The 24,327-nt window shown below is 71.2% G+C and carries 34 protein-coding genes and 1 riboswitch; of the genes, 11 read left to right on the forward strand and 23 right to left on the reverse strand.

The genetic code is table 11. The annotated features are described in order from the left end of the window. Positions 1 to 103 precede the first annotated feature (103 nt). The 6 genes from ATK30_RS42050 (at position 104) to ATK30_RS42075 (ending at position 3,968) form a co-directional block, all read left to right on the forward strand. A complete protein-coding gene (locus ATK30_RS42050) occupies positions 104 to 1,564 on the forward strand; it encodes an aldehyde dehydrogenase family protein (protein ID WP_101440240.1) in 1,461 nt (486 codons plus the stop codon). 31 nt (positions 1,565 to 1,595) lie between these two features. Then, positions 1,596 to 2,006 carry a four-helix bundle copper-binding protein gene (locus ATK30_RS42055; protein ID WP_101440241.1) on the forward strand — a complete coding sequence of 137 codons (411 nt, stop codon included), beginning with the start codon at positions 1,596 to 1,598 and terminating at the stop codon, positions 2,004 to 2,006. A gap of 6 nt (positions 2,007 to 2,012) precedes the next feature. Then, a complete protein-coding gene (locus ATK30_RS42060) occupies positions 2,013 to 2,414 on the forward strand; it encodes an SRPBCC family protein (protein ID WP_101440242.1) in 402 nt (133 codons plus the stop codon). A gap of 57 nt (positions 2,415 to 2,471) precedes the next feature. Further along, the gene (locus tag ATK30_RS42065; RefSeq protein WP_101440243.1) at positions 2,472 to 2,954 is read left to right on the forward strand and encodes a hypothetical protein; all 483 of its coding nucleotides are present in this window, start codon (positions 2,472 to 2,474) and stop codon (positions 2,952 to 2,954) included. 255 nt (positions 2,955 to 3,209) lie between these two features. Further along, complete coding sequence (locus ATK30_RS46705) at positions 3,210 to 3,413, forward strand: DUF4383 domain-containing protein (protein ID WP_416332936.1); 204 nt, start codon at positions 3,210 to 3,212, stop codon at positions 3,411 to 3,413. 114 nt (positions 3,414 to 3,527) lie between these two features. Continuing rightward, positions 3,528 to 3,968, forward strand: a complete 441-nt coding sequence (locus tag ATK30_RS42075; protein WP_101440244.1) for an SRPBCC family protein — start codon at positions 3,528 to 3,530, stop codon at positions 3,966 to 3,968. A 21-nt stretch (positions 3,969 to 3,989) separates the two neighbouring features. Here the strand turns inward: ATK30_RS42075 and ATK30_RS42080 are convergent, their stop codons facing one another. Genes ATK30_RS42080 through ATK30_RS42095 form a run of 4 tightly spaced genes read right to left on the reverse strand, consistent with a single transcriptional unit; the run spans position 3,990 to position 7,056 of the window. Then, positions 3,990 to 4,484, reverse strand: coding sequence for a GNAT family N-acetyltransferase (locus ATK30_RS42080; protein ID WP_101440245.1), 495 nt, complete (start codon positions 4,482 to 4,484; stop codon positions 3,990 to 3,992). A gap of 40 nt (positions 4,485 to 4,524) precedes the next feature. Then, positions 4,525 to 5,511: a zinc-dependent alcohol dehydrogenase gene (locus ATK30_RS42085; RefSeq protein WP_101440246.1), complete on the reverse strand. Its 987-nt coding sequence runs from the start codon at positions 5,509 to 5,511 to the stop codon at positions 4,525 to 4,527. Positions 5,512 to 5,531: 20 nt separating this feature from the next. Further along, positions 5,532 to 6,335 carry a helix-turn-helix domain-containing protein gene (locus ATK30_RS42090; RefSeq protein ID WP_183122698.1) on the reverse strand — a complete coding sequence of 268 codons (804 nt, stop codon included), beginning with the start codon at positions 6,333 to 6,335 and terminating at the stop codon, positions 5,532 to 5,534. 4 nt (positions 6,336 to 6,339) lie between these two features. After that, positions 6,340 to 7,056, reverse strand: a complete 717-nt coding sequence (locus tag ATK30_RS42095) for a nitroreductase family protein (protein ID WP_101440247.1) — start codon at positions 7,054 to 7,056, stop codon at positions 6,340 to 6,342. A gap of 70 nt (positions 7,057 to 7,126) precedes the next feature. On the opposite strand from ATK30_RS42095, the gene ATK30_RS42100 reads away from it, so the two are divergent. Continuing rightward, positions 7,127 to 8,071, forward strand: coding sequence for a LysR family transcriptional regulator (locus ATK30_RS42100; RefSeq protein WP_101440248.1), 945 nt, complete (start codon positions 7,127 to 7,129; stop codon positions 8,069 to 8,071). Here ATK30_RS42100 and ATK30_RS42105 read toward each other — a convergent pair. From ATK30_RS42105 to ATK30_RS42115, 3 genes are all read right to left on the reverse strand, one after another. Next, positions 8,020 to 8,838 carry an SDR family oxidoreductase gene (locus ATK30_RS42105; RefSeq protein ID WP_101440249.1) on the reverse strand — a complete coding sequence of 273 codons (819 nt, stop codon included), beginning with the start codon at positions 8,836 to 8,838 and terminating at the stop codon, positions 8,020 to 8,022. The genes ATK30_RS42100 and ATK30_RS42105 overlap by 52 nt on opposite strands. Next, positions 8,835 to 9,359, reverse strand: coding sequence for a TetR/AcrR family transcriptional regulator (locus ATK30_RS42110; RefSeq protein WP_244194884.1), 525 nt, complete (start codon positions 9,357 to 9,359; stop codon positions 8,835 to 8,837). Before ATK30_RS42110 ends, ATK30_RS42105 begins: the two co-directional genes overlap by 4 nt. 116 nt (positions 9,360 to 9,475) lie before the next feature. Continuing rightward, the gene (locus ATK30_RS42115) at positions 9,476 to 10,075 is read right to left on the reverse strand and encodes a nucleotidyltransferase family protein (RefSeq protein WP_101440250.1); all 600 of its coding nucleotides are present in this window, start codon (positions 10,073 to 10,075) and stop codon (positions 9,476 to 9,478) included. A gap of 124 nt (positions 10,076 to 10,199) precedes the next feature. On the opposite strand from ATK30_RS42115, the gene ATK30_RS42120 reads away from it, so the two are divergent. After that, positions 10,200 to 10,574, forward strand: coding sequence for a nuclear transport factor 2 family protein (locus ATK30_RS42120; RefSeq protein ID WP_101440251.1), 375 nt, complete (start codon positions 10,200 to 10,202; stop codon positions 10,572 to 10,574). Positions 10,575 to 10,794: 220 nt separating this feature from the next. Further along, positions 10,795 to 10,895, reverse strand: a riboswitch (glycine riboswitch). A gap of 33 nt (positions 10,896 to 10,928) precedes the next feature. On the opposite strand, the gene ATK30_RS42125 is transcribed toward ATK30_RS42120, so the two are convergent. Continuing rightward, the gene (locus tag ATK30_RS42125) at positions 10,929 to 11,510 is read right to left on the reverse strand and encodes a MerR family transcriptional regulator (RefSeq protein WP_101440252.1); all 582 of its coding nucleotides are present in this window, start codon (positions 11,508 to 11,510) and stop codon (positions 10,929 to 10,931) included. Positions 11,511 to 11,769: 259 nt separating this feature from the next. Between ATK30_RS42125 and ATK30_RS42130 the strand changes: the two genes are divergently transcribed. Then, positions 11,770 to 12,399 (forward strand): TetR/AcrR family transcriptional regulator, encoded by a 630-nt coding sequence (locus ATK30_RS42130; protein ID WP_101440253.1) that lies wholly within the window; start codon positions 11,770 to 11,772, stop codon positions 12,397 to 12,399. A 37-nt stretch (positions 12,400 to 12,436) separates the two neighbouring features. Here the strand turns inward: ATK30_RS42130 and ATK30_RS42135 are convergent, their stop codons facing one another. The 7 genes from ATK30_RS42135 to ATK30_RS46710 form a co-directional block, all read right to left on the reverse strand. Beyond that, positions 12,437 to 12,910, reverse strand: a complete 474-nt coding sequence (locus tag ATK30_RS42135; protein WP_009078856.1) for a bifunctional nuclease family protein — start codon at positions 12,908 to 12,910, stop codon at positions 12,437 to 12,439. 213 nt (positions 12,911 to 13,123) lie between these two features. Then, the gene (ftsR, locus tag ATK30_RS42140; RefSeq protein WP_167442090.1) at positions 13,124 to 13,894 is read right to left on the reverse strand and encodes a transcriptional regulator FtsR; all 771 of its coding nucleotides are present in this window, start codon (positions 13,892 to 13,894) and stop codon (positions 13,124 to 13,126) included. Then, entirely contained in the window at positions 13,891 to 14,361 is a 471-nt protein-coding gene (gene garA, locus ATK30_RS42145; protein ID WP_009078859.1) for a glycogen accumulation regulator GarA, read from the reverse strand. The genes ftsR and garA overlap by 4 nt, the downstream gene beginning before the upstream one ends. 125 nt (positions 14,362 to 14,486) lie before the next feature. Next, the gene (gene gcvH / locus ATK30_RS42150) at positions 14,487 to 14,870 is read right to left on the reverse strand and encodes a glycine cleavage system protein GcvH (RefSeq protein WP_009078861.1); all 384 of its coding nucleotides are present in this window, start codon (positions 14,868 to 14,870) and stop codon (positions 14,487 to 14,489) included. Positions 14,871 to 14,916: 46 nt separating this feature from the next. Next, on the reverse strand, positions 14,917 to 15,513 hold the full coding sequence (locus ATK30_RS42155; RefSeq protein ID WP_101440255.1) for a CDP-alcohol phosphatidyltransferase family protein: 597 nt from the start codon (positions 15,511 to 15,513) through the stop codon (positions 14,917 to 14,919). Between the two features lie 898 nt (positions 15,514 to 16,411). Then, positions 16,412 to 16,645, reverse strand: coding sequence for a hypothetical protein (locus ATK30_RS42160; protein ID WP_101440256.1), 234 nt, complete (start codon positions 16,643 to 16,645; stop codon positions 16,412 to 16,414). 351 nt (positions 16,646 to 16,996) lie between these two features. Continuing rightward, entirely contained in the window at positions 16,997 to 17,176 is a 180-nt protein-coding gene (locus ATK30_RS46710) for a hypothetical protein (RefSeq protein WP_158242580.1), read from the reverse strand. Between the two features lie 28 nt (positions 17,177 to 17,204). On the opposite strand from ATK30_RS46710, the gene ATK30_RS46715 reads away from it, so the two are divergent. Next, a complete protein-coding gene (locus tag ATK30_RS46715) occupies positions 17,205 to 17,435 on the forward strand; it encodes a hypothetical protein (protein ID WP_037714276.1) in 231 nt (76 codons plus the stop codon). A 23-nt stretch (positions 17,436 to 17,458) separates the two neighbouring features. Here the strand turns inward: ATK30_RS46715 and ATK30_RS42175 are convergent, their stop codons facing one another. Next, positions 17,459 to 19,165: an AMP-binding protein gene (locus tag ATK30_RS42175; protein WP_101440257.1), complete on the reverse strand. Its 1,707-nt coding sequence runs from the start codon at positions 19,163 to 19,165 to the stop codon at positions 17,459 to 17,461. A gap of 34 nt (positions 19,166 to 19,199) precedes the next feature. Further along, a complete protein-coding gene (locus ATK30_RS42180; protein WP_101440258.1) occupies positions 19,200 to 20,042 on the reverse strand; it encodes a crotonase/enoyl-CoA hydratase family protein in 843 nt (280 codons plus the stop codon). A 109-nt stretch (positions 20,043 to 20,151) separates the two neighbouring features. On the opposite strand from ATK30_RS42180, the gene ATK30_RS42185 reads away from it, so the two are divergent. Beyond that, positions 20,152 to 21,027, forward strand: a complete 876-nt coding sequence (locus ATK30_RS42185; protein WP_101440259.1) for an alpha/beta fold hydrolase — start codon at positions 20,152 to 20,154, stop codon at positions 21,025 to 21,027. 80 nt (positions 21,028 to 21,107) lie between these two features. Here ATK30_RS42185 and ATK30_RS42190 read toward each other — a convergent pair whose 3' ends face one another. The 6 genes from ATK30_RS42190 to rpmB form a co-directional block, all read right to left on the reverse strand. Continuing rightward, on the reverse strand, positions 21,108 to 21,875 hold the full coding sequence (locus ATK30_RS42190; RefSeq protein ID WP_101440260.1) for a PIG-L deacetylase family protein: 768 nt from the start codon (positions 21,873 to 21,875) through the stop codon (positions 21,108 to 21,110). A 30-nt stretch (positions 21,876 to 21,905) separates the two neighbouring features. Continuing rightward, entirely contained in the window at positions 21,906 to 23,132 is a 1,227-nt protein-coding gene (cobA, locus tag ATK30_RS42195) for a uroporphyrinogen-III C-methyltransferase (protein WP_101440261.1), read from the reverse strand. A 216-nt stretch (positions 23,133 to 23,348) separates the two neighbouring features. Continuing rightward, positions 23,349 to 23,594, reverse strand: a complete 246-nt coding sequence (gene rpsR / locus ATK30_RS42200) for a 30S ribosomal protein S18 (RefSeq protein WP_101440262.1) — start codon at positions 23,592 to 23,594, stop codon at positions 23,349 to 23,351. Beyond that, on the reverse strand, positions 23,591 to 23,896 hold the full coding sequence (gene rpsN / locus ATK30_RS42205; RefSeq protein ID WP_101440263.1) for a 30S ribosomal protein S14: 306 nt from the start codon (positions 23,894 to 23,896) through the stop codon (positions 23,591 to 23,593). The genes rpsR and rpsN overlap by 4 nt, the downstream gene beginning before the upstream one ends. Continuing rightward, positions 23,896 to 24,063, reverse strand: a complete 168-nt coding sequence (gene rpmG / locus ATK30_RS42210; protein WP_005149953.1) for a 50S ribosomal protein L33 — start codon at positions 24,061 to 24,063, stop codon at positions 23,896 to 23,898. The genes rpsN and rpmG overlap by 1 nt, the downstream gene beginning before the upstream one ends. Then, positions 24,064 to 24,300, reverse strand: coding sequence for a 50S ribosomal protein L28 (rpmB, locus tag ATK30_RS42215; protein WP_101440264.1), 237 nt, complete (start codon positions 24,298 to 24,300; stop codon positions 24,064 to 24,066). Positions 24,301 to 24,327 lie beyond the last annotated feature (27 nt).

Genomic DNA, 24,327 nt, shown 5'->3' on the forward strand with positions numbered 1-24,327 from the left:
GTACCCGGCACCGGCCCGGCGAAACGTCTTCCCGGGCCCGGTCCGGGTTTGCCGGTCCGGCGCCCGGGTAGCCGACCCGCGTACCCGGACGAAAGGACAGGACGTGGGACTGCTCGACGACCGGGGCCGCTGGTCGGGCCGGGTGTTCACCGGCGAGTGGACGCGCACCGGCGCGGCGGCGGCCTCGACCGAACCCTCCACCGGCGACGAACTCGGCGAGGTCGGCACGGCCACCGCCGGCGACCTCGCCCGTTCCGCGGCCAGGGCGGCCGAGCGCGGGCAGGACTGGGCGCACGCCGACTACCGCGAGCGCGCCCGGGTCCTGCGCCGCGCGGCGGCCTTGTTCGAACAGCACCGGGACGAGATCGCCTGCTGGCTCACCCGCGAGGCGGGGAAGACGGCCACCGCGGTCGAGCTCGAACTGGACCTCGCCCTCGACGAACTGCATGAAGCCGCGTCGCTGGCGAGCGCGCCGTGGGGCACGCTGCTGCCCACCACCCAGGAAGGCCGCACGAGCATCGCCCGGCGCGTCCCGTTCGGCGTCGTCGCGGTGATCGCGCCGTGGAACTTCCCGCTCGTCCTCGCCCTGCGCTCCGTCGCCCCGGCGCTGGCGACCGGCAACGCCGTGCTGCTCAAACCCGCGAGCGACACCGCGATCTGCTGCGGCGTCGTCATCGCCCGCCTCTTCGAGGAGGCCGGACTTCCGTCGGGCGTGCTGCACATGCTGCCGGGCAAAGGCAGCGAGCTCGGCACCGCCGTCGCCGACGACCCGCACATCGACATGATTTCCTTCACCGGCTCGACCCCGGTCGGGCGCGAACTGGCCAAGGCCGCGGCCGGCGGGTTCAAGAAGTTCGTCTCCGAACTCGGCGGCAACAACGCGTTCGTCGTGCTCGACGACGCCGACATCCCGGCCGCCGCGGCGGCCGGCGCCTTCGGCAGCTTCGTCCACCAGGGCCAGGTCTGCATGGCTGTGGGCCGGCACCTGGTCGCCGAGGAGATCGCTGACGCTTACGTCGAAGAGCTCACGCGCCTCGCCGACGGCCTCCGGGTCGGCGATCCCCGCGAGGACGTCGATCTCGGCCCGGTCATCACCTCCGGCCAGGCCGACCACATCGACGACGTCGTCCGCCGATCGGTCGACGCGGGCGCGAAAGTCACTGCCGGCGGCGACCGCGACGGCCTGTTCGTCCGCCCGACTGTGCTCGCCGGCGTCTCGCCCGACGCGGCCGCCTTCACCGAGGAAGTCTTCGGCCCGGTAGCGGCCGTCACCACGTTCGCCGACGACGACGAGGCCGTCCGCCTGGCCAACGCCACGCCGTACGGCCTCGTCGCGGGAGTCCACAGCGGATCTTCCGCTCGCGCCCGCGCGGTCGGCGACCGGCTGCACGCCGGGATGATCCACGTCAACGACCAGACCGTGAACGACGAAACCCTCGCGCCGTTCGGCGGGATCGGCGATTCCGGCGGGAGCAGCCGGTTCGGCGCGTTCGTCAACCTCGAGGAATTCACCCGCTGGCAATGGGTCACCGTCCGGGACGAGCAAAGCCACCCCTGCCTCTGAGGCCGGCCGTCCCGCGAAAGGAGAAGACGCCATGACGCTGCCCTTGATCGAAAGCCACCCCGAGCAGCTCGGCGGGCTCGACCCGGCGGCCATCGCGAACTGCGTCGACGAATGCCTCGCCTGCGCCCGCGCGTGCTCGGTCTGCGCCGATGCCTGTCTGTCCGAACGAGATCCAGCCAGTCTGGTCCACTGCATCCGCACCGATCTCGACTGTGCTGACCTCTGCGCCACAACGGCGCGAGTGCTCTCCCGCCGGACCGGGACGCAGAGCGTCGTCGGCACGCTGCTTCAAGCCTGCGCGCAAGCATGTCGAGCGTGCGCCGACGAATGCGAGCGGCACGCCGCCCGCCACCGGCATTGCGCGCTGTGCGCGGAAGCCTGCCGCGGCTGCGCGGACGCCTGCCAGCAACTGCGAGACCATCTCGTCGGCTCCGGGGAGTGATGCGCCATGGCCGAATTCGAATGCGAACGACGGGTCGACGCGGACGCCAGCACCGTGTTCCGCACCGCGGCCGATCGGTCCTCTTTGGACCGCTGGCTGCCCGGCACCGTGCGGGTCCACCCCGCGGAACCGCCCGGCGTCGACGTCGACGTGGCCGGTTCCACCGGCGAACCCGGGCTCCTGCGGGAACGCCGCGACCAGCTCCGGCTCGAGTGGGGACGACGGGGCAGCCCGGACTACAGCGGCTGGCTCCAGGTCGCGTCCGCCGAGGGCGGCACCAGCTACGCGACGCTGCACCTGTCCTTCCTCGGCGACGATCCGCGCAACCACGGCGGCGAACCGGCCGAGGAGGTCGACCGGCAGCTGCGCGAGTCCCTCGACCGGCTGGCCGCCCTGGTCGAGAGCTGAGAAGCCGCGCCCGCCGCTCCCCGGTTGCCCGCGACCGTGCCGGGTATCTCCGCGCGCATGGAGACGTTGCTCGGGATCTATCTCAACGACCAGCTGGCCATGGGACTGGCGTGGCGCGAGCTGGCGCGCCGCGCCGCCCGCAACAACCGGGGCACCGAATTCGAGGTGCCGCTGCGGGAAGTGGCGTCGGCGATCGCGCAGGACCTGGAGACGTTCCGCGGAATCATGCGCGCGGTGCCGGTACGGGCGAATCCCGTCAAGACCGGTTTCGCGTTCGCGGCCGAGCGGCTGGGACGGTTCAAGCCGAACGGCCGGATCGCGTCGTACTCGCCGCTGAGCCGGTTCTGGGAACTGGAGGCGCTGGCCATGGGAATCGAGAGCAAGAAAATCCTCTGGACTACCCTGCGGGACCAGGCGAACCTGGGAAAACGGCTGGCCGCCGTGGATTTCGACGGCCTCCTCGCCCGCGCGGACCGGCAGCGCTCGCTCCTGGAGCCGGCGCGGGCGCGGGCCGGAGAGGAAGCGTTCGCCCGACGCTGACCAGGAACGTCGGCGCAGCCGATCTCTCCGGCTGGACCGCAGGCGGAAATCCGCGCAGCACAACGGGACTCGCTTGCGAAGGCGCCTCTTTCCCGTAGTTCCGAAGCTGTCTCAGCGGTCGACCCGGCCGTTTGCCCCGCTCGCCGCCGGGTAGCCGGGCCTCCGTCTCCCAGCACGAGACCACCGCTTCCCGGCGGCCGGTCCAGGTGGCGGCCTGCTCGCGGCGGCGGCCGCCCTTGTCGTCGGCATGCCGCGATCGACAAGCACAGCGCCGCCAACTTCGTCCCCCTCGACCACGCCGACGACTGGCTGCACCTCGGCCTCGGGATCGGACTGATCGTCCTCGGCGTCACGGGCACCGCCGGGGAACGCGCCCGCGGCCAGTACCCGCAGGGCAGTCCGGCCGGACAGCTCCCGGAAGACACCTCCGCCGGTCCGCGAAGCCTTCCTGACGACTGACCCCCGTCCGGCGATTCCCCCCGCGCGGAAACGGAAGCGCCGGTTTGTCCCGCCGAGGGGCCGGGTAGCCGGAGAACTCGGCAAGATTCCGCTGAATTCCCGAGGAAAGGTGCCATGGCTGCTGCAGCGCATTACGTCGAGGTCAACGCTCCCGCGCAGGCGTGCTACGACTGGTGGCGGCCGCTGACCCGGCTGCCGGAACTGTTCTCCGACGTCCGGTCGGTCGAAGCCGTCGACCAGGACGGGACGCGCACCCGGTGGAAGGTCGACGGACCGGCGGGGTCCACAGTGGAGTGGGAGGCGCGGATCGTCGAGGACGCGCCGCCGCGCAAGATCGCCTGGACCACGGTGGACGACGCCGATCCGGACGTGCGCAACTCCGGCGTCGTCCGGTTCGAGGACAAGGGCCACGGCCGCACCGGCGTGGAGATTTCGCTCGAATACCGGCCCCCGGCGGGCAAACTGGGCGAGGCGGTCGCGTCGCTGCTGGCCGACCCGCAGAAGAAGGTCGAGCGGGCCGCCGAACAGTTCCAGACCGTCATCGAGGCCCGCTGAGCAGGCCCCGGAGGGACCGGGTCAGGCTGGGCCGGCGGCCAGGCCGCGAGTGAACGCGACCCGGTCCAGCCCGGGCCCGTCGTAGTCCGGAAGCACGTCGGACACCTCGAACCCGAGCCGGGCGTGGTACGCCCGCGAAGCGGTGTTCTGCGGGCTGGTGACGCACTTGACTTTCCGCACGCCCAATTCCCGCACCCGCTCGAAGAACCACTCGTACAACGAGCGGCCGATCCCCTGCCCGTGCAACGCGGGGTCGACGCCGACGAAATGGATGTAGGCGGTCGCCGGGTCGGTCTGCGAGACGAAGCCGATCAGGAAGGCCGCCAACGCCCCGTCCGGACGCTCGACGACGCGGCTGGTCGGGGTGAAGTGCTGGAAGTACAGGCGGGGCACCAGCAGCGCCCGCTCCTTCGCGCCCGCTTCGCCCTTCAACCCGCCCCACCACGGGCCCAGCGCGGCAAGCACGCGCGCGTGGTCGTCTTCGGTCGGCTCGCGGAACGTCAGGTCGGCGCTCATGTCCCGACCTTTTCGTTTTCGCACCCGCCAAGCAACCCAGTTACCGGCGCGGGTCGACGTGGATCTTCGGCGCGCCGGCCGGCCGCTCCCCGCCGAGCACCGCCGCGACCTCGCCCAGCCCGACCGTCGCCGCCACCAGCGGCCGCGGATCCACCTCGCCGGACGCGTACGCGTCGATCGCCTGCTCCAGCCCCGGAGACCCGCTCAGCACGCCGATCGCGGTGACGTCCTTCAACGCCAGCGTCCGCGTGTCCAGCATGCTCGGCCGCCCGGACAGTCCGATGCAGACGATCCGGCCCGCGGGTTCGACCACCTCGGCCGCGAGGGCGGGAGACGCGGGATCGCCGGTCGCGTCCACCACCGCGTCGAACGGCGGCTCCGGAACGCTCGTCCCGGCGGAAAAACCCAAGCCGCGCGCGAATTCCACCGACCACGGCGTCGCGCCCACCAGATAGACCTCGCTGCCCGCGGCCCGCAGGAACAACGCGGTGAGCAGCCCGATCGTCCCCGGGCCGAGCACCAGCACCCGCTCGCCCGCGGCCGCCCGGGCGGCCCGGCACGCGTTGCCGCCCGGTTCGACCAGCGCGCCCGCGACGGGATCCACCCCGTCCGGCAGCTCGTGCAGCGAGCGCACCGGCACCGCGAGGCGTTCGGCGAGGGCCCCCGCCCGGCCGCCGCGGATGCCGACCTCCTGCCGGTCCGCGCAGACGTGCTGGCGGCCGCTCCGGCACCGCCGGCACTCCCCGCATCCGAGCATCGTGTCGCCGGTGACGCGGCGACCGACCCACGCCGGATGCACACCAGGACCGGCCTGCGACACCGTGCCGCACCATTCGTGGCCGAGCCGCATCGGGTACCGGGCGTGCCCGTCGGCGAGGTACTGCATCTCGCCGGTGAAGAACTCGACGTCGGTGCCGCACACCCCGGCCCGCTCCACGTCGACGACGACCTCGCCGACCCCGGCGACCGGCTCCGGCACCTCGGCCGGTCCGGCCTCCCCCGGTCCGGTCACCACGAACGCCCGCATAGCCCCGATCGTAGCGGCGCTCAGCCGGTCACGCGCTCGCGCAAGAACGCCGCGGTCGCCTGATCGGCCGGATAGAACGACTCGATCACCAGCTCGGCGACGGTCACGTCCAGCGGAGTCCCGAAGGTCGCGACAGTGCTGAAGAACGTCAGCTCGACGTCGCCGTGCAGATAGCGCAACGGCACGAAAATGTCGCCGGGGCCGGGGATTTCCACCTCGGGGACCTCGTCGTCGCACGGATAGCCCCGCAGCTCCTCCAGCAGCTCCGCCAGCCCGGCGTCCGCGGTCTGCTCGACCTGACGGCGCAATCGGCCCAGCAGATGCGCCCGCCACTCCCCGAGGTTCAGCACCCGCGGCGCCATCCCGTCCGGGTGCAGCGTGGCGCGCAGGACGTTCACCGGGCCGGTCAGCAGCGACGGCGCGACGCCTTCGGTGAGCACGCCGAGGCTGAGGTTGGCGTCGACGAGGTTCCAGCCGCGGTCGACGACCGCCGCCGGGTACGGGTCGTGCCCGGCCAGCAGCCGCCGGACGGCCTCGCGGATCACGGTCATTTCCGGCGCTCCGATGTCGGACTCGCCGTAGGCCGGCGCGTAGCCCGCGGCGAGCAGCAGGCGGTTGCGTTCGCGCAGCGGGATGTCGAGGTGCTCGCCCAGGCGCAGCACCATGTCGCGGCTCGGCTTGGACCGGCCGGTCTCCACGAAGCTCAGGTGGCGCGTCGAGATGTCCGCGGAAATCGCGAGGTCGAGCTGGCTGATGCGGCGGCGGTCGCGCCATTCCCGGAGCAGTTCGCCGATCGGGGCCTTCACCGTGGTCGTCACCCGCACGACGCTACGGCGTCGCCGGTCGCGAGACCATTACCCCCGAGGTAACGGCGCCGTGCACCACCAGCGCTTCGCCGAGCGGTTTGCGTTCGAGGTCCGGCACCTCGCAGTCCGGCGCGGGATAGCCGACCGGGAACAGGATGTACGGGCGTTCGGTCGCCGGGCGCTGGAAGACCTCGGTGAGGAAGCCCATCGGGTTCGGCGTGTGAGTGAGCGTCGCGAGACCCATCGTGTGCAGCGCGGTGATGAACATGCCGCACGCGATGCCGACGCTCTCGTTGACGTAGTAATTCTTCCGCAGCGAACCGTCCGGCAGCGGCGTGCTCTTCTGCGCGAACGCGACCACCAGCCACGGCGCGATCTCGAGGAACTCCTTGTGCTCATCGGTCTCGAGCCGGGCGAGCGCGGCGTGCCAGTCCGGCGCGCTGCGCTCCCGGTAGAACTTCCGCTCCTCGACCTCGGCCGCCTCGCGGACCGCACGCTTGACGTCCGGGTCGGCCGTCGCGACGAACGTCCACGGCTGGTGGTGTGCCCCGCTCGGCGCGGTGTTCGCGATCCGCACCGCGGTCTCGATCGCCTCGAGCGGCACCGGGTCCGGGGAGAACCAGCGGACCGACCGGCGCCGGTCGAGCAGCCGGTACAGCTCCTGCCCGCGCGCGAGGCTTTCCTCCGGGGACAGCCGCGGCGGCGCGTACGGGACGAACGGGTGCTGGTGCCGGGTCATGTCTCGACCCTGCCGCGGCACCGGTCATCGGTCCAGTTCACATTTCTGGTAAAGGACATAAGCTGAGCTCATGAATCCGTCGTTGCGCCAGCTCGAGTATCTGGTCGCGGTCGCGGACACCGGCGGCCTCACCGCGGCCGCGGACAGCTGCCACGTGTCGCAGTCCGCGGTCTCGCTGGCGCTCGCTTCGCTGGAGCGGACTCTGGGCGTGCAGCTCATCCTGCGCGGCCCCGGCCGGACGACCGCGCTGACCGACGCCGGCCGCCAGGTCGTCGGCGAGGCCCGCGCGGTGCTCACCTCGGTCGCCGAACTCGGCACCGCCGCCCGCGACTTCGGCCACGACCTCGCCGGACGCTTGAACTTGGGCTGCTACACGCCCCTCGCGCCGCTGCACGTGCCCGCCGCGCTGGCGACCTTCCGCGCCCAGCACCCGGAAGTCGAGGTCACGTTCGTCGAAGGCACCCTGCCGGACCTGCAGCGTCTCCTGCTGGAGGGCCGTTGCGACCTCGCCGTGCTGTACCGGCAAGATCTCGTGCCCGGAATCGCGGTGGACAAGCTGTACGACCAGCCGCCCAGCGTGCTCCTCCCGCCGGACCATCCGCAGGCGCGCCGCAAGACGGTTTCATTGCGCGCCTTGGCCGACGAGCCGTTCATCCTGCTGGACGTACCGCCGTCGGAGCGCTATTTCCGGGACGTCTTCGCCGCCGTCGGCCTCCCGATGCCCGTCGCGCATCGCACGACGAGTTTCGAGCTGGCCCGCGCATTGGTCGCGCGGGGTCTCGGCTACACGCTGTCGGTGCAGCGCCCGCCGTTGGAACTTTCCGTCGAGGGCACACCGTTCGCCGTACGCCCGTTGCGCGAGCGAGTCCCGACAACACCGGTCGTGCTCGCCCGCGCGGAGGGCGCGCGGTTGACCCGGCGAGCCGAAACGTTCCGCACCTTCTGCCGCGAGTTTTTTCGGGTCTACAGCGTAATTCCGCGCGGTTCGCGCCCCAGAAGTTCGGCCAGCACCTGACTCGTCTCGGCGAAGTGGCCTTGGCGAGAGGCCTGGAACATCGTGAGCTTCATGCGCGCGATCTCCTCCGGCTCGCCCGCGGTCCACTCCTCGTCGTCCACGACTACCCGCTTCACCTCGCGTCCGCTGACCCGGGACGCGAGTTCGGCCACGTCGTCGAACGTCACCGCCTGCCGCGCGGTCAGTGTCACCGGACCGTCGAACGCCCGGTTCCCGGCAAGGATCACCGCCGCCGCTTCGGCGACGTCAGCCCGGTCGGTCCAGGAAACCGGGCCGTCCGCCGGGGCCGTGATCACCCCGTCCTCCCGCCAGTTCCCGAGCAGCCAGCCGATGCTGTGCGCGTAAAACCCGTTGCGCAGCGCCGTCCACGCGACCCCGGATTCGGCGAGAATCCGCTCGGTCGCCGCGTGCTCCGGCCCCGGCGGAAACGGAGTGTCCATGCGGGAATTCTGATGGCTGGTGTACAGAATCCGTTGCGCTCCAGCGTCTACCGCCGCCTCGATGCCCGCACGGTGCAGGCTGACCCCGTCCGCGTGCGGATCGTTCGAGGACACGAGGAGAACCTTTTCCGCCCCCTCGAACGAATTCCTCAGCGCTGCCGGGTCCTCATAGGAACCCCGCCGCACCCGCACGCCTCGGTCCGCGAAGTGCCGCGCCTTGGCGACATCCCGGACGCTGACGCCGATCTCCTCCGCCGGAACCCGCTTGAGGAGGTGCTCCACTGTCGCTCCGTTCAGCGCACCGGTCGCCCCCATGATCACGATCATGTCCGGATTCCCTTCCGCAGCAATGGAAGCAGGATGTCGTCCACGACATGCCGCACGAACCGGTCGTCGCACCGCTGTCCGGCGAAGACGATCCGATGCACGATCACCCCTGGCGCGACCTCGGCGAACAACTCAGCCGCACCAGGCGCCAGCTCTTCGCCCCGCAGCCGATCCGTCATCGCCGTTTGGTCCCGGCGCAGAATGCGGCGCATCTCTTCGGCCAACCGGGGATCGCCGCGCATGCCCGCGAACAGCGCGCCCAGCACCCCGATCTCCTGCTCGGCGATCTCCCGGGCCAGCCACCGCACGACGGCCAGCAGGTTTTCCCGCAGTCCGCCGCCTCCCGGCTCGGGCGGAGCAGACCCTTGCCGCTGCTCCACCGCCGCCGCGACCAAGGCCGCTTTGTCGCGGTACCGCCGGTAAATCGTCGTCTTGGCCACGCCCGCACGGGCCGCGATCGCCTCGATCGACAGCTGGTCGTAGCCCACCTCGGTCAGCAACGCCAAGGCCGCCTCGTGCATCGCGACATCCCTCCGGACATCGCGCGGCCTGCCCACTCCTGACGACTCCGACACCTGCGCCCACTTTCGATACGCTACTGTCCCGTATCGAAAGTACGCCATCTTCGAGGCGTGCGTCAACCGGGCCACGGCAGGACGGTCAGCTCCGGCCATTGTTCTTGCCAGCGCCGGGCTTTCGCCTCGTAGCTGCTCCGCGGCGCGTGCCCGGGATTGGGCCGCACGACGAGGTTGAAGACGTCGGCGAACCCGTGCGGCGCATAGACCCGCCACTCCCCTTCGCTGCCCAGCCGGACCCCGAGGCAAGACGTCGCGGACGGGAACGAGTCGATGGCCGCTTCGGTGGACGAGTACGGCGCGCACGGAATGCCGAAGTGGTCTTCGTACCAGAGGTGCACCCGCGCCTCGTTGCGGATCTCCACTGTCGCCGGGAGATCCCCGAACCGCCGGGCACCCTCCTCGATCACCGAGTTCTCCGCTTCCCAGCTGAGGTCGGAATCGTCGAAGTAGAACAGGTCGTAGTCCTTGATGCCCTCGGCGGGCGGACGTCCGGTCACCGCGTTCCACACGGTCTGGCACAGGCAGCCCGCGGTCAGGTACCAGCCGGGAAGATCCAGGGCCGCCGCGCGGCCGAGCACTTCCGGCACCAGGTCGTTGCGAGTCGCGATCTCGCGGAACTTCTCGAGTTGCCCGTCGATGGTCAGGCGGCCGTAGTCCATGCCCCGGTTTAGCACGGCCAGCCGGTTACCTCCCGGGTAATCGACCAGCCGCCGATCCTCCGCCAGGCTTGGCCCTACCGAAACCGGGACACCGAAAACCCGGCCGACACAAGGAGAACCCGTCATGACCGCCATCGCCCCGACCGCCGCCGACCTCGCCCGCCGCTACGTCGACGTCTGGAACGAGACCGACCCGCAGCGGCGCCGCCAGCTCGTCTCGGAGGTCTTCGCGCCGGGCGCGACCTACACCGACCCTCTCGGCGCGGTCGCCGGACAGGACGAGATCGACGGATTCATCGGCGGCGCGCAGGCGCAGTTCGCCGGGCTCGTCTTCAGCCTGCCCGCGGAGCCGGACGCGCACCACGATCTCGCGCGGTTCCAGTGGCACCTGTCGGCTCCGGGCGACCCGGACCCGATCGCGATCGGCTTCGACGTGGTCGAGATCGCCGACGGCCGGATCGCCAAGGTGCACGGCTTCCTGGACAAGATGCCGGGCTGACGCGCCGAAAACCGCCGGGCATGTGGTCTTGACCACAGCTGGAGGTTCAGACCACCCGGGAGGTCTGAACCTCACCGGCGCACACGCGCGAAGGCGTGGCCCTCCCCACTCTGTCCGTACCCCGCGGGGCGCCTGAGAGTTTCACCCGCGTGGATAGCCGGGTTTGCACCGTCGGCGGCACCGGCTGGTGGTCTCCTGCCGATGCGCTTTCCAGAGGCGTCTCGTCCGCGCGGTCCAGGGTGCCTGAGAGGTTCCGGGGAGGACTTGCTCCTTCGGCGCCGGGCCGGGGATGCCCGGTCCGGTCTCTCCCGCGCGGGATCGTCGATCGCGCGGCCAGTCTAGCGCGGAGGAAGATCAGCCCGTGCGGCGGGCGTTGCGGCGCTGCGTCAGCTCGTCCGGCACGACGGCCTCGACCAGTCCGCCGTCGGCGCGTTCGGCCGGGAACTCGTGGATCGTGCCGCTGATCTCCTGCATCGCCCCGCTCACCGCGATGCCGAACACGCCCTGGCCGCCCTGGAGCAGATCCACGATCTCCTCCGGCGACGTGCATTCGTACACCGTGGTGCCGTCGGAGAACAGCGTGACCTTCGCCAGGTCGCGCACCCCGCGCACGCGCAGATGGTCCACCGCCACGCGGATGTTCTGCAGCGAGACCCCGGTGTCCAGCAGGCGTTTCACGACCTTGAGGACCAGGATGTCCTTGAACGAGTAGAGCCGCTGCGACCCCGAACCGTGCGCCGTCCGGATGCTGGGCGCGACCAGCTTCGTGCGCGCCCAGTAGTCCAGCTGGCGGTAGGTGATCCCGGCGATCTGGCAGGCCGCGGGACCGCGGTAGCCGACCAGCTCGTCGGGCAGCGAGGCGTCGGGGAACAGCTCGCCCTGCTCGCCGTCGGCGACAGGTCCGGCGGGTTTCTCCGGACGACCAGCCTCGACCACCGCAAGCCTCCCCTCGCCCGGCCTCGCGGCGGGGCGTTCGACAGGCCGGTCGAGCCCAGGATCGGGATCGGCCGGGGAAAACTGCCACGAGCGCGCCGGGTCGGCGAATCACATCGTGGCGATTTACCGCCTTTGACGGTAAGGCTGCGCCGCGACCCGGTCAACGCGACGCGCGGCGCCCCTCAAGCCCGTGTCGAGGCTTTGGCCCGTTCGCCGTACGGGATTGCCCTGGTTTACTCAGCCGAGTAACTTATTACTCATGCAGGTAAGCATCGACACGCAAGCCGAACTCGGCCTCAGCGTCACCGAGGCGACCACCCGGGCGCAGATCATCGGCGCGACCATCGCCACGATCGCCGACCACGGATACGCGCGCACCACCTTCGCGCGCATCAAGGAGCGGGCCGGGCTCAGCAGCACGCGGCTGATCTCGTACCACTTCACGAACAAGGCCGGCCTCATGCAGGCGGTGCTGAGCACGGTGTCCGAGACCAAATCGGAATACCTGCGCCGGCGCAGCGAAGGCCTCGACCCGGCGGACCGGCCGGGGAACCTCCGCGCGTACATCGAAACCTCGGTCGCGTTCCTGCGCGACTATCCGCACTGCGAGCGGGTGCTGGTCGAGATGGCCGCGCACGCCGACGACCGCGACGGCTGGGCGATGACCGGCGTCATGGTCGGGCAGCTGCGCACCGGTGCGCTGCGGCGGCAGCTGGAACAAGGCCGCGAAGAGGGAGCGTTCGGCGACATCTCGCCGGACATCGCGGCGCTCTCGATCGCGCAGGCCATCGACGGGGTCGCGGCCGCGTACGCCGCGGATCCGGCCATCGACCTGGACCGCTACGGCCGGGAGCTGGCCGACCTGTTCGCCCGCGCCACCGCGCGGTGAACGCTGCCCGGCGGGACGCCGCCGGGCAGGGGGCCGGTCAGGTGTCGGCGCCGCGGAAGTCTTCCGGGGACACGGAGTCGAGGAACTCGCGGAACTTCTCGACCTCGTCCTCCTGCTCGTCCGGGATGATCAGCCCGGCTTCCTCGAGCACCGCGTCGACCGCGTGGATCGGGACGCCGATCCGCAGCGCCAGCGCGACCGAATCGCTCGGGCGGGCCGAGACCCGGATGTCGCCGTCGAAGACCAGCTCGGCGAAGAACGTGCCTTCCTTGAGGTCGGTGATCACGACCTGCTCGAGCTCGCGGCCGAGCGCGCCGATGACCTCTTTGAGGAGATCGTGGGTCAGCGGCCGGGCGGGCCGGACGCCTTGCTGTTCGAGGGCGATCGCGGTGGCTTCGACCGAGCCGATCCAGATCGGCAGGTACCGCTCGCCCTCGGTCTCCCGCAGCAACAAGATCGGCTGATTGGCGGGCAGTTCGACCCGCACTCCGACGACGCGCATCTCGCTCATCGGGCTTCGCCTCCCTCTCGTGCACACGGGCCGCAGCGCTGGCGACGGCTGACGACCGTTGTCTCCGACGCTACCCGTCATCCGGGCGCTGTGCTCGCTCGCAGCGGACTTTCTCGGTTCGTGGTCTCGCGAACCGTCTCTCACGGTACGGCATCCCGGCGCTCAGGTTCAGTCATTGACAAGTGACGAAAACCGCGTCTCGGGCATGCGGGGTCAATCGCCGGCGACCCCGCGGATGCCGGCTTTGACGAGGAGCGTGTGCAGCGTGACCGACAGCGCGGCCAGCTCGCGCACGACCTCGTCCGCGCGGGCTTTCGCGTCCGCGTCACGATGCCGGTACGCCGGGGTCACGATCTGCTCCAGCAGGCCGACCTCGCGGTCGGCCGCGGCGCGGAACGCGCGCAGATGCCGCGGTTCGAGCCCGAATTCGGTCATCGCCTTGACGGTGCGCGCGATCAGCACCGATTCCGGGCCGAAAAAACCCGCCGCGCCGGGGCGCAGCAGGCCGTACTGGCACAGCTCGGCCAGCATCGCGTCGTCGATGCCCGCCTGGTCCAGCAGGTCTTCCTGAGTGAGCCGGGTGTCCGGCCCGGTCTCGAAGTCCGCCGCCGCGGGCAGTCCGGCCGGATCGCTCCCGTCGCCGAGCGGCACGAGCCGCCGCGGGAGCTGGGGGGCCGCCGGGACCGGCGCGGGCGGTTGCGCGCCCGCGTCGGCCGCGTCGAGCTGCTCCTTGATGACCTTCAGCGGGAGGTAGTGGTCGCGCTGCGCGGACAGCACGTACCGCAGGCGTTCCACGTCCGCGGGCGAGAACTGCCGGTACCCCGAGGGCGTGCGGCCCGGGCGGACCAGGCCTTCCGCCTCGAGAAAGCGGATCTTGGAAATCGTGACATCGGGGAAGTCCCCGCGCAGCTGCGCGAGCACCGCCCCGATGCTCAACCCGTCCCGCCGGGCCTCCTGACGACCGGGCTGCCCGGCCGCCGTCACTGCGCCCCCTGGCCCCCGTGCCCCGGGCCGGTCAGGAAGACCAGGCGGAACTTGCCGATCTGCACCTCGTCGCCGCCGGCGAGGACGGCCTGGTCGACCGGCTCGCGGTTGACGTAGGTGCCGTTCAGGCTGCCCACGTCGATCACGACGAACTCCCCGCCCTCGCGCCGGAATTCCGCGTGGCGGCGGGAAACCGTGACGTCGTCGAGGAAGATGTCGCTGTCGGGGTGCCGTCCCGCGCTGGTGGTGTCGCGGTCGAGCAGGAAGCGGGAGCCCGCGTTGGGCCCGCGCTTCACGACCAGGAGGGCGGAACCCGGAGGAAGGGCGTCGACGCCCTGCACCGGTGCCTCGGCGGCCGGCGCGGACTCCTGCTGGCCTTCCATGTCGGCCAGGAAATCGGCCCGGAAGACAGAGGTCCGCTCCGGAGACTGCTCCGGGGGAACGCCGGGCCCGTCGTTCGTGCTCACCTGAGCTCTCCTCTACGCATGAAGTGTTGTCATCGACCAAGAACGTGTAGCTGCCAACGTACCGTGCCCGACCGGCCCGGAACCCTCGGGCTCCCCTTGAGGCTCCGGGCGCCGGGCCGGGCGGCTCAGCCCTTGATGAGCGCCTGGTAGGCCTCGGCCTCGAGCAGCGCCTCGAGACCGGCCGGGTCGTCGAGCCGGATCTCCACGAGCCAGCCCTCGCCGTAGGGGTCGGAGTTGATGAGCTCCGGCGAATCGGAGACCGCGGAGTTGACGGCCACGATCTCGCCGTCGACCGGCGCGAACAGCTCCGAGACGCTCTTCGTGGACTCGACCTCGCCGAACGGGTCCCCCGCGCCGACCTGCTTGCCGACCTCGGGCAGGTCGACGAACACGACGTCGCCGAGCTGGTCCTGCGCGTACTCGGTGATGCCCACCCGCACGAGCGAACCCTCGCGGGTCGCGACCCACTCGTGTTCCTCGGTGTAGCGCAGTTCTTCCGGAGTGGTCAACGCCGCTCCCCTTCCTGATGCTGGCTTTCCTGCGGACAATCTTCTATCACCGGGTGCGCAGCGCGCGAGCCGCCTGCACGACGTAGAGCGCGCCGGACCAGACATACAGGACGCCGCCCCACACCATGAACGCGTACGCGATCGGCCGCGCGACCGCGGCGACGTCCGAGCCGCCCTGCGTGAGCAGCAGGAACGGGAAGGCGTACATCAGGACGAAGGTCGCGCCCTTGCCGATGTAGGTGACTTCGGGCGGCGCGAACCCGCCGCGGCGCAGCAGCAGCACGCAGACGCCCAGGACCAGCTCGCGCAGCACCAGCGGGGCGACGACCCACCACGGGACGATGTCGCGGATCAGGAACGCGACGAGCGTGGCGAGGATGTAGAGCCGGTCCGCGGCGGGGTCGAGCAGCTGCCCGAGCCGCGACATCTGGTCGAGCCAGCGGGCGAGCTTGCCGTCGAGCCAGTCGGTGAGCGCGGAGAAGATCAGCAGGGCGAGCGCCCAGCCGTCCTCTTTCGGGCCGAGCAGCAGCCACAGGAACACCGGGACGCCCGCCAGGCGCAGCAGGGACAGCAGGTTGGGAACGTTGAGCGCCTGCCGCCACAGGGAGGGCTCCGTCTTGGGCTCGTCGGGGACCGTGGTCACGCGGCCAGCCTAGAGCGAGCGCGGGCGCGAGGTTTCTCCCGGCGGGTGAAGTTCAGGGGTTCCGCCTCGGCAGGCGGTGGTTCAGGCTGCGAGGGGCGGGCGGCGTTGGTGCCCCGCTTGTCGCAGTCGGTGCCTCCCGCCCAGACGGAGCGGCATCGCTGGTCGGCGCGGCGTCTGGTTCTCGGGCGTCCCCAAGTGAGCCTTTCGCACTAGCGCGCGGGGCTTCTCGCCCCCTGCCGACAGGCCGGGCTCGCGAGGCCGAGATCCGTGAGGGCCCCAAGGGAATCAGAGCCCCCTCACAAACTTCCGCGGGCGCGAAGTCCCGCGGGCCGTCTCAGCTCAGCCGGTGCTGCGCATTGCGAAGCGAACCCGCAAGCACACCGCACTGCCGAGAACGCCCCAAGGTGGCAGTGAATGCGTCAAATGCACCCAATGCGGCGTTCGGTGCGTTGAGCGCACCCGATGCGGCATTCGGGCGCTCGGCACGACGGAGGATCGGACGAACCCGCTCGCCCGGCACTGGACCGATTCCGCCGACGGCGCGAGCAGATCGGCCACGCGAGCGCATCGCTCGCGGGAGCGGATCGGCTGCGCCAAGCTCATCGCTCGCGGGAGCGGATCGGCCGCGCAACCGGATCGCTCACGGGAGCGGATCGGCGGCGCAAGCAGACCGGCGGCGCGGGCGGATCGACCGCAAGCGGGTCGGCGGCACGCACGATGCGGCGGCACGGGCGATGCCCAGCGAGTGAATCGATGCCGGGGACGAATCGGCACCGGGGCGTATCCGCACCCGGGGACGAAGCCGGGGGTGAATCGGTGCGGTGGCACGGAATCCGGCGGATCCGCCGGTCCGCGGCCGGGACCCCTCCCCGGTTCCGGCCGCGGACCGGCGGAAGTCTCAGCGGGTGTGCCGCCTGCTGGCCGCGCGGCGGTGGCTCCAGCCGCGGCGCCGCAGCTGCGCGTTGCTCAGCGTTTCCGGACGGCCGCGGCCGTCGGTGCCCACCCAGCGCGGGCGCACGGCTCCGGCTTCGAGGACGTAGGGGCGGCCGCCGCACCACACCACGCTGCAGGGTTCGGTCGGCGGGTCGGTCGGGGCGTCGGGGTCGGCTGCGGGGGCGGTTTCGGGGCTCATGCTCTCGGTGACTCGTGCTCTCTGGCGTCGGGCTTCGGGGACCTGGAGCGCGCGGGGCGCCTGTCCTGTACGTCGGCGCGGGCCCGCCGAGCGTTAACCGCCCCGGGCCGGATTCCCCCGAACGATGCGCCCCGGCGATGCGGATTTCTCAGTCCGGAACCGGAAACCAACCGTCCACAGTAGACTGAACACCGGCCGCTCCGGTGTGTCGGTGCCGCTCAGCGGGGGCGCGAGGGGCCAGAATGAGCGCGACCCCGGAGAAAGGATCGCGGTGCTCCCGTCGAAAACCGTGTACGGGCCGCTGTGTGCGGCTGTGGTGGTTTTGCCCGCGCTCACCGCCTGTTCGGGGGATCAAGCGCCACCCGCGGCCGCGTCGTCGGCGCCCTCCGCGATCGCCTCGGCCGCGCCGAGCACGCACGCTCCCCCGCCGCTGCCGCAGACCGCCGGCGCGAGCAGCCCGCCCGCCGCGCCCAGCAGCACCGCGGCCGCGCCGAAGCCGTCGAACCAGCCTCCGCCGTCCGCTCCGGGCACGTGCGGCACCGTCACCGCGGCGAGCGGGATGACGTTGTACGTCTACGACAACAAAGCCATCCCGTGCGCGGACGCGATGGCTCTGGTCAAGAAGTTCCACCAGGCGATCAACGGCCGCCAGGCCGCGGGCTCGAACAACCCGGTCAACGCGACCGTCGACGGCTGGCTGTGCGTTTCCGGCCCGCCCGCCGCGCAGGGCGGCACCACGTGCAGCAAGGGCGAGCAGACCGTGCTGGCGGCGGTGGTTCCGGCCGAGTAACGACACCCGGCCGGAACCGCCTCTCAGGACTTGAGATCCGGGAAGTCGTCCTCGCGGAACTCGCCCTCGGGCCGCTCGCCGCCTTCGCGGCCGCGCAGTTCAACGCGGCGGATCTTGCCCGAAATGGTCTTCGGCAGGTCCCCGAACTGCAGCCGCCGGATCCGCTTGTACGGCGCGAGGTGCTCCCGCGCGTACGCGAGGATCGCCCGCGCGGTCTCGGCGTTCGGCTCGTGCCCGGAGGCGAGCACGACGTACGCCTTGGGCACGGCCAGCCGGATCGGGTCCGGCGCGGGCACCACGGCCGCCTCCGCGACCGCTTCGTGCTCCAGCAGGACGCTCTCCAGCTCGAACGGCGAGATCCGGTAGTCCGACGCCTTGAAGACGTCGTCGGTGCGGCCGACGTACGTGATGTAGCCGCGTTCGTCGATCGAGCCGACGTCTCCGGTGTGGTAGTAGCCGCCCGCGAACGCCGCCGACGTGCGTTCGTCGTCGTCCGCGTAGCCCGCCATCAGGCCGACCGGTCGGTGCGCCAGGTCGAGGCAGATCTCGCCCTCGGTCGCGCGCTCGCCGGTGACCGGATCGACCAGCGCGACCGCGAACCCGGGCAGCGGGCGGCCCATCGAACCGGCCACGACGTCCTGGCCCGGCGTGTTCGCGACCTGGACGCTGGTCTCGGTCTGCCCGAAGCCGTCCCGGATGGTGACGCCCCACGCCTTCTCGACCTGCTCGATCACCTCGGGGTTGAGCGGCTCCCCCGCGCCGACGACCTTCTTCGGCGGCGTCTTCAGCGCACTGAGGTCGGCCTGGATCAGCATCCGCCACACCGTCGGCGGCGCGCAGAAGCTGGTGATGCCGCAGCGGTCCATCTGCGCCATCAGAGCCGCCGCGTCGAACCGCGTGTAGTTGTACAGGAACACCGTCGCTTCGGCGTTCCACGGCGCGAAGAAGTTGCTCCACGCGTGCTTGGCCCAGCCCGGCGACGAGATGTTGAGGTGGACGTCGCCCGGCTCCAGCCCGATCCAGTACATTGTGGACAGATGGCCGACCGGATAGGAAACGTGCGTGTGCTGCACGAGTTTCGGCTTCGCGGTGGTGCCTGAGGTGAAGTACAGCAGCAGCGGGTCCTCGGCGCGGGTGACGCCGTCCGGGGCGAAGTCGGCAGACGAGGCGTACGCGGTGTCGAAGGCGTGCCACCCGGAAACCGGTTCGCCGACCGCGATCCGCGTGTAGTCGCCCGCGACGTCGGCGAACTTCTCCGTGTCGACCGCGCGGACGATCACGTGCTTCGCGTGGCCGCGCTCGACCCGGTCCACGAGGTCGGCCGGGCCGAGCAGGGTCGACGCCGGGATCACGACGGCGCCCAGCTTGATCGCGGCGAGGATGGTCTCCCACAGCTCGCCCTGGTTGCCGAGCATGACGATCACCCGGTCGCCGCGAGCGACGCCGAGGCCGCGCAGCCAGTTCGCCACCTGGTTGGACCGGGCCGACATCTCCGGGAACGTCCAGCGGTTCTCGGTGCCGTCCTCCTCTACGATCCACAGCGCGTACCGCTGCGCGTTCGCCGGGTCCGCCGCGATCGTGTCGAACCAGTCCAGCGCCCAGTTGAACTCGTCCAGCCGCGGCCACGAGAACTCGCGGTAAGCGGTGTCGTAGTCCTCGCGATGGGCCTGCAGATAGTCCCGCGCCGCGCGGAATGCCTGGTAGCCGGTGACCTCAGCGCCGTTGCTCACGTCGTACTCCTCGTGCTCGCCTTCCGTGCCTGTTCTACTCGCCCTTGAACTCCGGCGCGCGTCGCTCCAGGAACGCCTGGACGGCTTCCTGGAGGTCCTTGCTCGGCAGGAACGCGGAGTTCCACGCGGCGACGTAGCGCAGGCCCTCGGCGACCTGGCGTTCGGTGTTGGTCGACAGCACCTGCTTGGTGCCCTGGACGACCAGCGGCGGGTTCGCGGCGATCTCCGCGGCCAGTTCGCGGGCCTTGGCCAGCAGCGTCTCCTGGTCCGGGTACACGTCGTTGACCAGGCCGATCTTCTCCGCCCGCGCGGCGTCGATGTCCTTGCCGGTCAGGGCGAGCTCGCGGACGTGGCCCTCGCCGATGATCGGCGCGAGCCGCTGCAGGCTGCCGATGTCGGCGACGATCGCGACCTTCACCTCGCGGACGCTGAACTTGGCGTCCTCGCTGGCCAGGCGGATGTCGGCGGCGGTGATGACGTCCACGCCGCCGCCGATGCACCAGCCGGACACGGCGGCGACGACCGGTTTGCGGCATTCGGCGATCGAGCTGACCGCCTGCTGCAGCCGCTGGACCTCGCGGTGGAACTCGGTGCGCGGCCCGGCCAGCGCGTCGCCGGCCAGCAGCGGAGCCCAGCTGCCCATCATCGCGGGCAGGTCGAGTCCGTAGGAGAAATGCTTGCCGCTTCCGGCGAGGACGACGGCGCGCACGCGCGGGTCGGCGTCGAGGGCGGCGAACACCTGCGGCAGCTCGCGCCAGAAGTCGGGGCCCATCGCGTTGCCCTTGCCCGGGCCGAGCAGGGTGACCTCGGCGACCGGGCCGTCGAGGCCGACGCGGAGCGAGGCGAGTTCGGGAAGGGCGGCTACTGGTTCGGTCATGCGATCATCTTGACTCATCGTCCGCACCCCAGCTCATCCGGTTGACACTGTGCCAACACAGCCGCGGGATGCTTTCCTGGAGACCCGAGGTGGAGAGGGAGGCGCCCGTATGGACCCGGCACCCGTGCCCGTCGCCGACGCCCCGCCGGCGGAACCCGCGGCGGCCCGCAAGGCCCGGCCGATCGAGCTGTCCGGCTCGTTCCGGCACGAGGGCCAGCGCCTGTGCTACACCGAATACGGCAGCGGCGACCGCGTCGTGGTGCTGATGCACGGGATCATGTTCACCCGCCGGATGCACGCGCCGCTGGCCCGGCGGCTCGCCCGCGCGGGATTCCGCGTGGTCACCCTGGACCTGCTCGGCCACGGCGATTCCGACCGGCCGACGCAGTCGTGGCGCTATTCGATGCCCGCGTTCGGCGAGCAGGCCGTCGCGCTGCTCGACCATCTGGAGATCGAGGACGCGGTGGTCGGCGGCACCTCGCTGGGCGCGAACGTGGCGCTGGAGGTGGCTGTCGCCGCGCCGTCGCGGACGCGCGGGCTCATCGTCGAAATGCCGGTGCTGGACAACGCGATCATCGCCGGGCTGCTGACTTTCGCGCCGCTGCTGTTCGCCGCGCGGTTCCTGCCCGCGACGGTGCGCGGCGTGTCGCTGGCCGCGCACCTCGTGCCGCACGGCAACCAGTGGGTGGACGTCATCACGGACACGCTGAGCCAGGAACCGGCGCCGATGGCCGCGTTGCTGCACGGCGTCCTGTTCGGCCGGATCGCGCCGCCCAAGTCGATCCGGGGCACGATCACCACGCCGACGCTGGTGATCGGGCACGAGGGCGACCCGATCCACCCGTTCGGCGACGCGGGCAGCCTCGCCGAGGACCTGCCGAACGCCGAGTTCGTGCAGGCTCGCAGCCCGGTCGAGCTGCGGTTCGACCCGAAACGGCTCAGCGCGGCGATCCGGGACTTCGCCTTCCGCCGCTATCCCGCCTGATTCCCCCGGCCCCGAGGTCCGTGAAGGACTCCTTGAGGGAATCAGATTCCCTCAAGGAGTCCTTCACGGAACGTCTCGGATCAGTCCTCGTCGGGATCGGGGAACTGCGGCGGTGCCTGCAGGTCGTGCGCGCGGAACAGAACGGCGTGCTCGACGCCCGCGGCCTTGCCGCTGATCGCCGTGAACTGCGGAATGAAGTCCGCGGGCGCGGGATGGTCCGGGAGTGCGGCCAGGTACGCGGCGTGCGCCTCCAGGGACGCGACGCCGCGCCGCAGCGGCTCGCCCGTGACATCGACGCCGTGCGTCGCGCCGGAACCGGGAAGTCCCGGGACGAGGTACCAGCGCGCCGAATGCACGGCCAGGCCCTCGTCGTCGATCTGCTCCGGGAAGACCCACCGGTTGCCCGCGTCGCGGATCGCGTCGAGCGTCGCGAGCCCGGCCGCGCGGTGGTCGGCCTGGTCGAAGCCGTAGGGCGTTTCGACGTCGAATCCGCAGCCGAGCACGACGTCGGGCTTGAACCGGCGGATCTCGCGGGAGATGTCCCGACGCAGGTCAAGGCCGTAGACGAGCACGCCGTCCGGGTGTTCGAGGACGGTCAGGCGCTCGACGCCGACGGCCGCGCAGGCGTTGCGCTGCTCGGCGACGCGCAGGCGGGCCGTCTCCTCGGGCGGATTCGGCATGCCTGCCTCGCCGCGGGTGAGCAGGAGGTATCCGACCTCGATGCCGCGCGCGGTCCAGCGCGCGACGGCCGCGGACGTGCCGTACTCCATGTCGTCCGGGTGCGCGACGACGCAGAGCACGCGCCGGAAGGATTCCTCGGGCAGGGCAGGCAAGGTCATAGCCGCCATCTTCGCGCGCGGACGGCCCCGCTGTCTGCGTTATCCCGCTTGGTTCCGGTCCAGACCGGCCACCGGGCCGAACACGATCACCGCGGGCGGCCGCACGCCCGCGGCCTCCGCTTCCTCGGCCACCGAGGCGAGCGTGGACCGCAGCACGCGCTGGGTCCGCATCGTCCCGTCCTCGACCACCGCGACCGGCGTGTCGCCCGGACGGCCGCCTTCGAGCAGGGCGGCGGCGAACTTCGGCAGCCGTTCGACGCCCATCATCAGCACGATCGTCCCGCGCATCCGGGCCAGCAGCGACCAGTCCACCAGCGACCGCTCGTCCCCCGGCGCGACGTGCCCGGACACGACGACCACCTCGTGCGCGACCCCGCGGTGCGTCACTGGGACGTCCGCCACCGCGGGCACCGCGAACGCCGAGGTGATGCCCGGGACCATGGTCACCGGCACGCCGGCTTCGGCGCACGCCTGGACCTCTTCGAACCCGCGGCCGAACAGGTACGGGTCGCCGCCCTTGAGCCGGACGACGAACTTGCCTTCCTTGGCCTTCTCGATGAGCGTCCGGTTGATCACGTCCTGGCTCGCCGCGCGGCCGTACGGGATCTTCGCCGCGTCGATGACCTCGACCTCGGGCGCGAGCTCGTCGAGCAGCTCGCGCGGTCCGAGCCGGTCGACGACCACGACGTCGGCGCGCGACAGCAGCCGCCGGGCGCGGACGGTGATCAAGTCCGGGTCGCCGGGCCCGCCGCCGACCAGCGCGACCCCGGGCAACGTGCCTTCCGGATACGGCTGGCGGCCGTCCTCGATGGTGCCCGCGTGCAGGCCGTCCAGCATCGAATCGCGGACCGCGGCCGAGCGGAGCGGTTCTCCGCCGGACAGGACGCCGAACAGGAGACCGCCGTGCCGTCCGGTCGCCGGGGTCACCGCCGAGCCGGACTCGCCCTCGTCGGCGCGGACGCAGAAGACGCGTTCCCGCTCCGCCTCGGCGCAGATCGCGGCGTTGGTCTCCGGGTCGTTCGTGCAGGCCAGCGCGTACCAAGCGGCGCGCAGATCGCCCTCGGCGTAGCGGCGCTGATGCCACACCAGCTCCCCCGCGTCCGCCATCCCCTGCACCGACGGCGTCGTGTGCGGCGACACCAGTTCGACGCGGGCGCCCGCGCTGATCAGCCGGGGCAGCCGGCGCTGGGCCACGGAACCGCCGCCGAACACCACGACGCGGCGGCCGGTCAGGTTCAGGCCGGAAAGGTAGTGCGGGTCGTCCATGCTGGGAATCTAACAGCGGCGCGAAGCTCCTCGTTCAGGGCAGCGGAGGGAAGGAAGGCGGAGTTATGGGCGGGGTGCCGCTTTCGCACGCCGAGTGTGGGTCATGCCACTGACAGATCTCGGAACGACGGTGCCGACTGTCCCTTTCCGGCAGTTCACCCGACGGATCCGGGCGCGGCTGGACGAGCCCCGCGTCCGCCCAGCCGCGCCTCCGTTTCAGCTCCTCGCCGCCGTCGGGTAGGGCAGCAGCGCCATCTCCCGCGCGTTCTTGATCGCCGTCGCCACCTGTTTCTGTTGCTGCGGCGTCAGTCCGGTGACCCGGCGGGCTCGGATCTTGCCGCGGTCGGAGATGAATTTCCGCAGCAGGTCGACGTCTTTCCAGTCCACCGTGGTGATTCCGGCCGCATGGAAGGGGTTCGGGCGACGGCGCGGCGTCCGGTCCGGTTTAGGCATCGCGCTCACCAGCTCGACTTCGAAACGCCGGGCAGTTGCCCGTTGTGCGCCATCTGCCGCATGCGCACCCGCGACAGCCCGAATTTGCGCAGGTATCCCCGCGGACGGCCGTCGGCGGCGTCGCGGTTGCGGATGCGCGTGCGGCTGGCGTCGCGCGGCATCCGTTGCAGTGCAACCACTGCGTCGGCCTTCTCCTCGGCCGACGCGGTCGGCGATGCGATCACCGCCTTGAGCGCGCGCCGGCGTTCCACGTACCGCGCGGCGATCACCTTCCGCTGCTCGTTCTTCGCGATTTTCGACTTTTTCGCCATCAGCGTTCTTCCTTGAATTCGACGTGCTTGCGCGCCACCGGGTCGTATTTGCGCAACACCATCCGGTCCGGGTCGTTGCGTCGGTTCTTCTTGGTGACATACGTGTAGCCGGTCCCCGCGGTCGACCGCAGTTTGATGATCGGCCGGATATCGGTGCTCTTCGCCATCTAGAACTTCGCCCCCTTCGCCAGGAGACCGGCGACAACGGCCTCGATGCCGTGTTTGTCGATCGTCTTCATGCCCTTCGCCGACACCTTGAGCCGCACGGTGCGGCCAAGGCTCGGCACGTAGTAGCGGCGCGTCTGCAGGTTCGGCTCCCACCGGCGCGACGTGCGGCGGTGCGAATGCGAGACCTGCTTGCCGTAGCCCGGCGCGCGGCCGGTGACCTGGCACACGGCTGACACGGACCCTCCCAAGTTGATAGTGACATT

The sequence above is a fragment of the Amycolatopsis echigonensis genome, from assembly GCF_002846615.1.
GTDB classification, from domain to species: domain Bacteria; phylum Actinomycetota; class Actinomycetes; order Mycobacteriales; family Pseudonocardiaceae; genus Amycolatopsis; species Amycolatopsis echigonensis.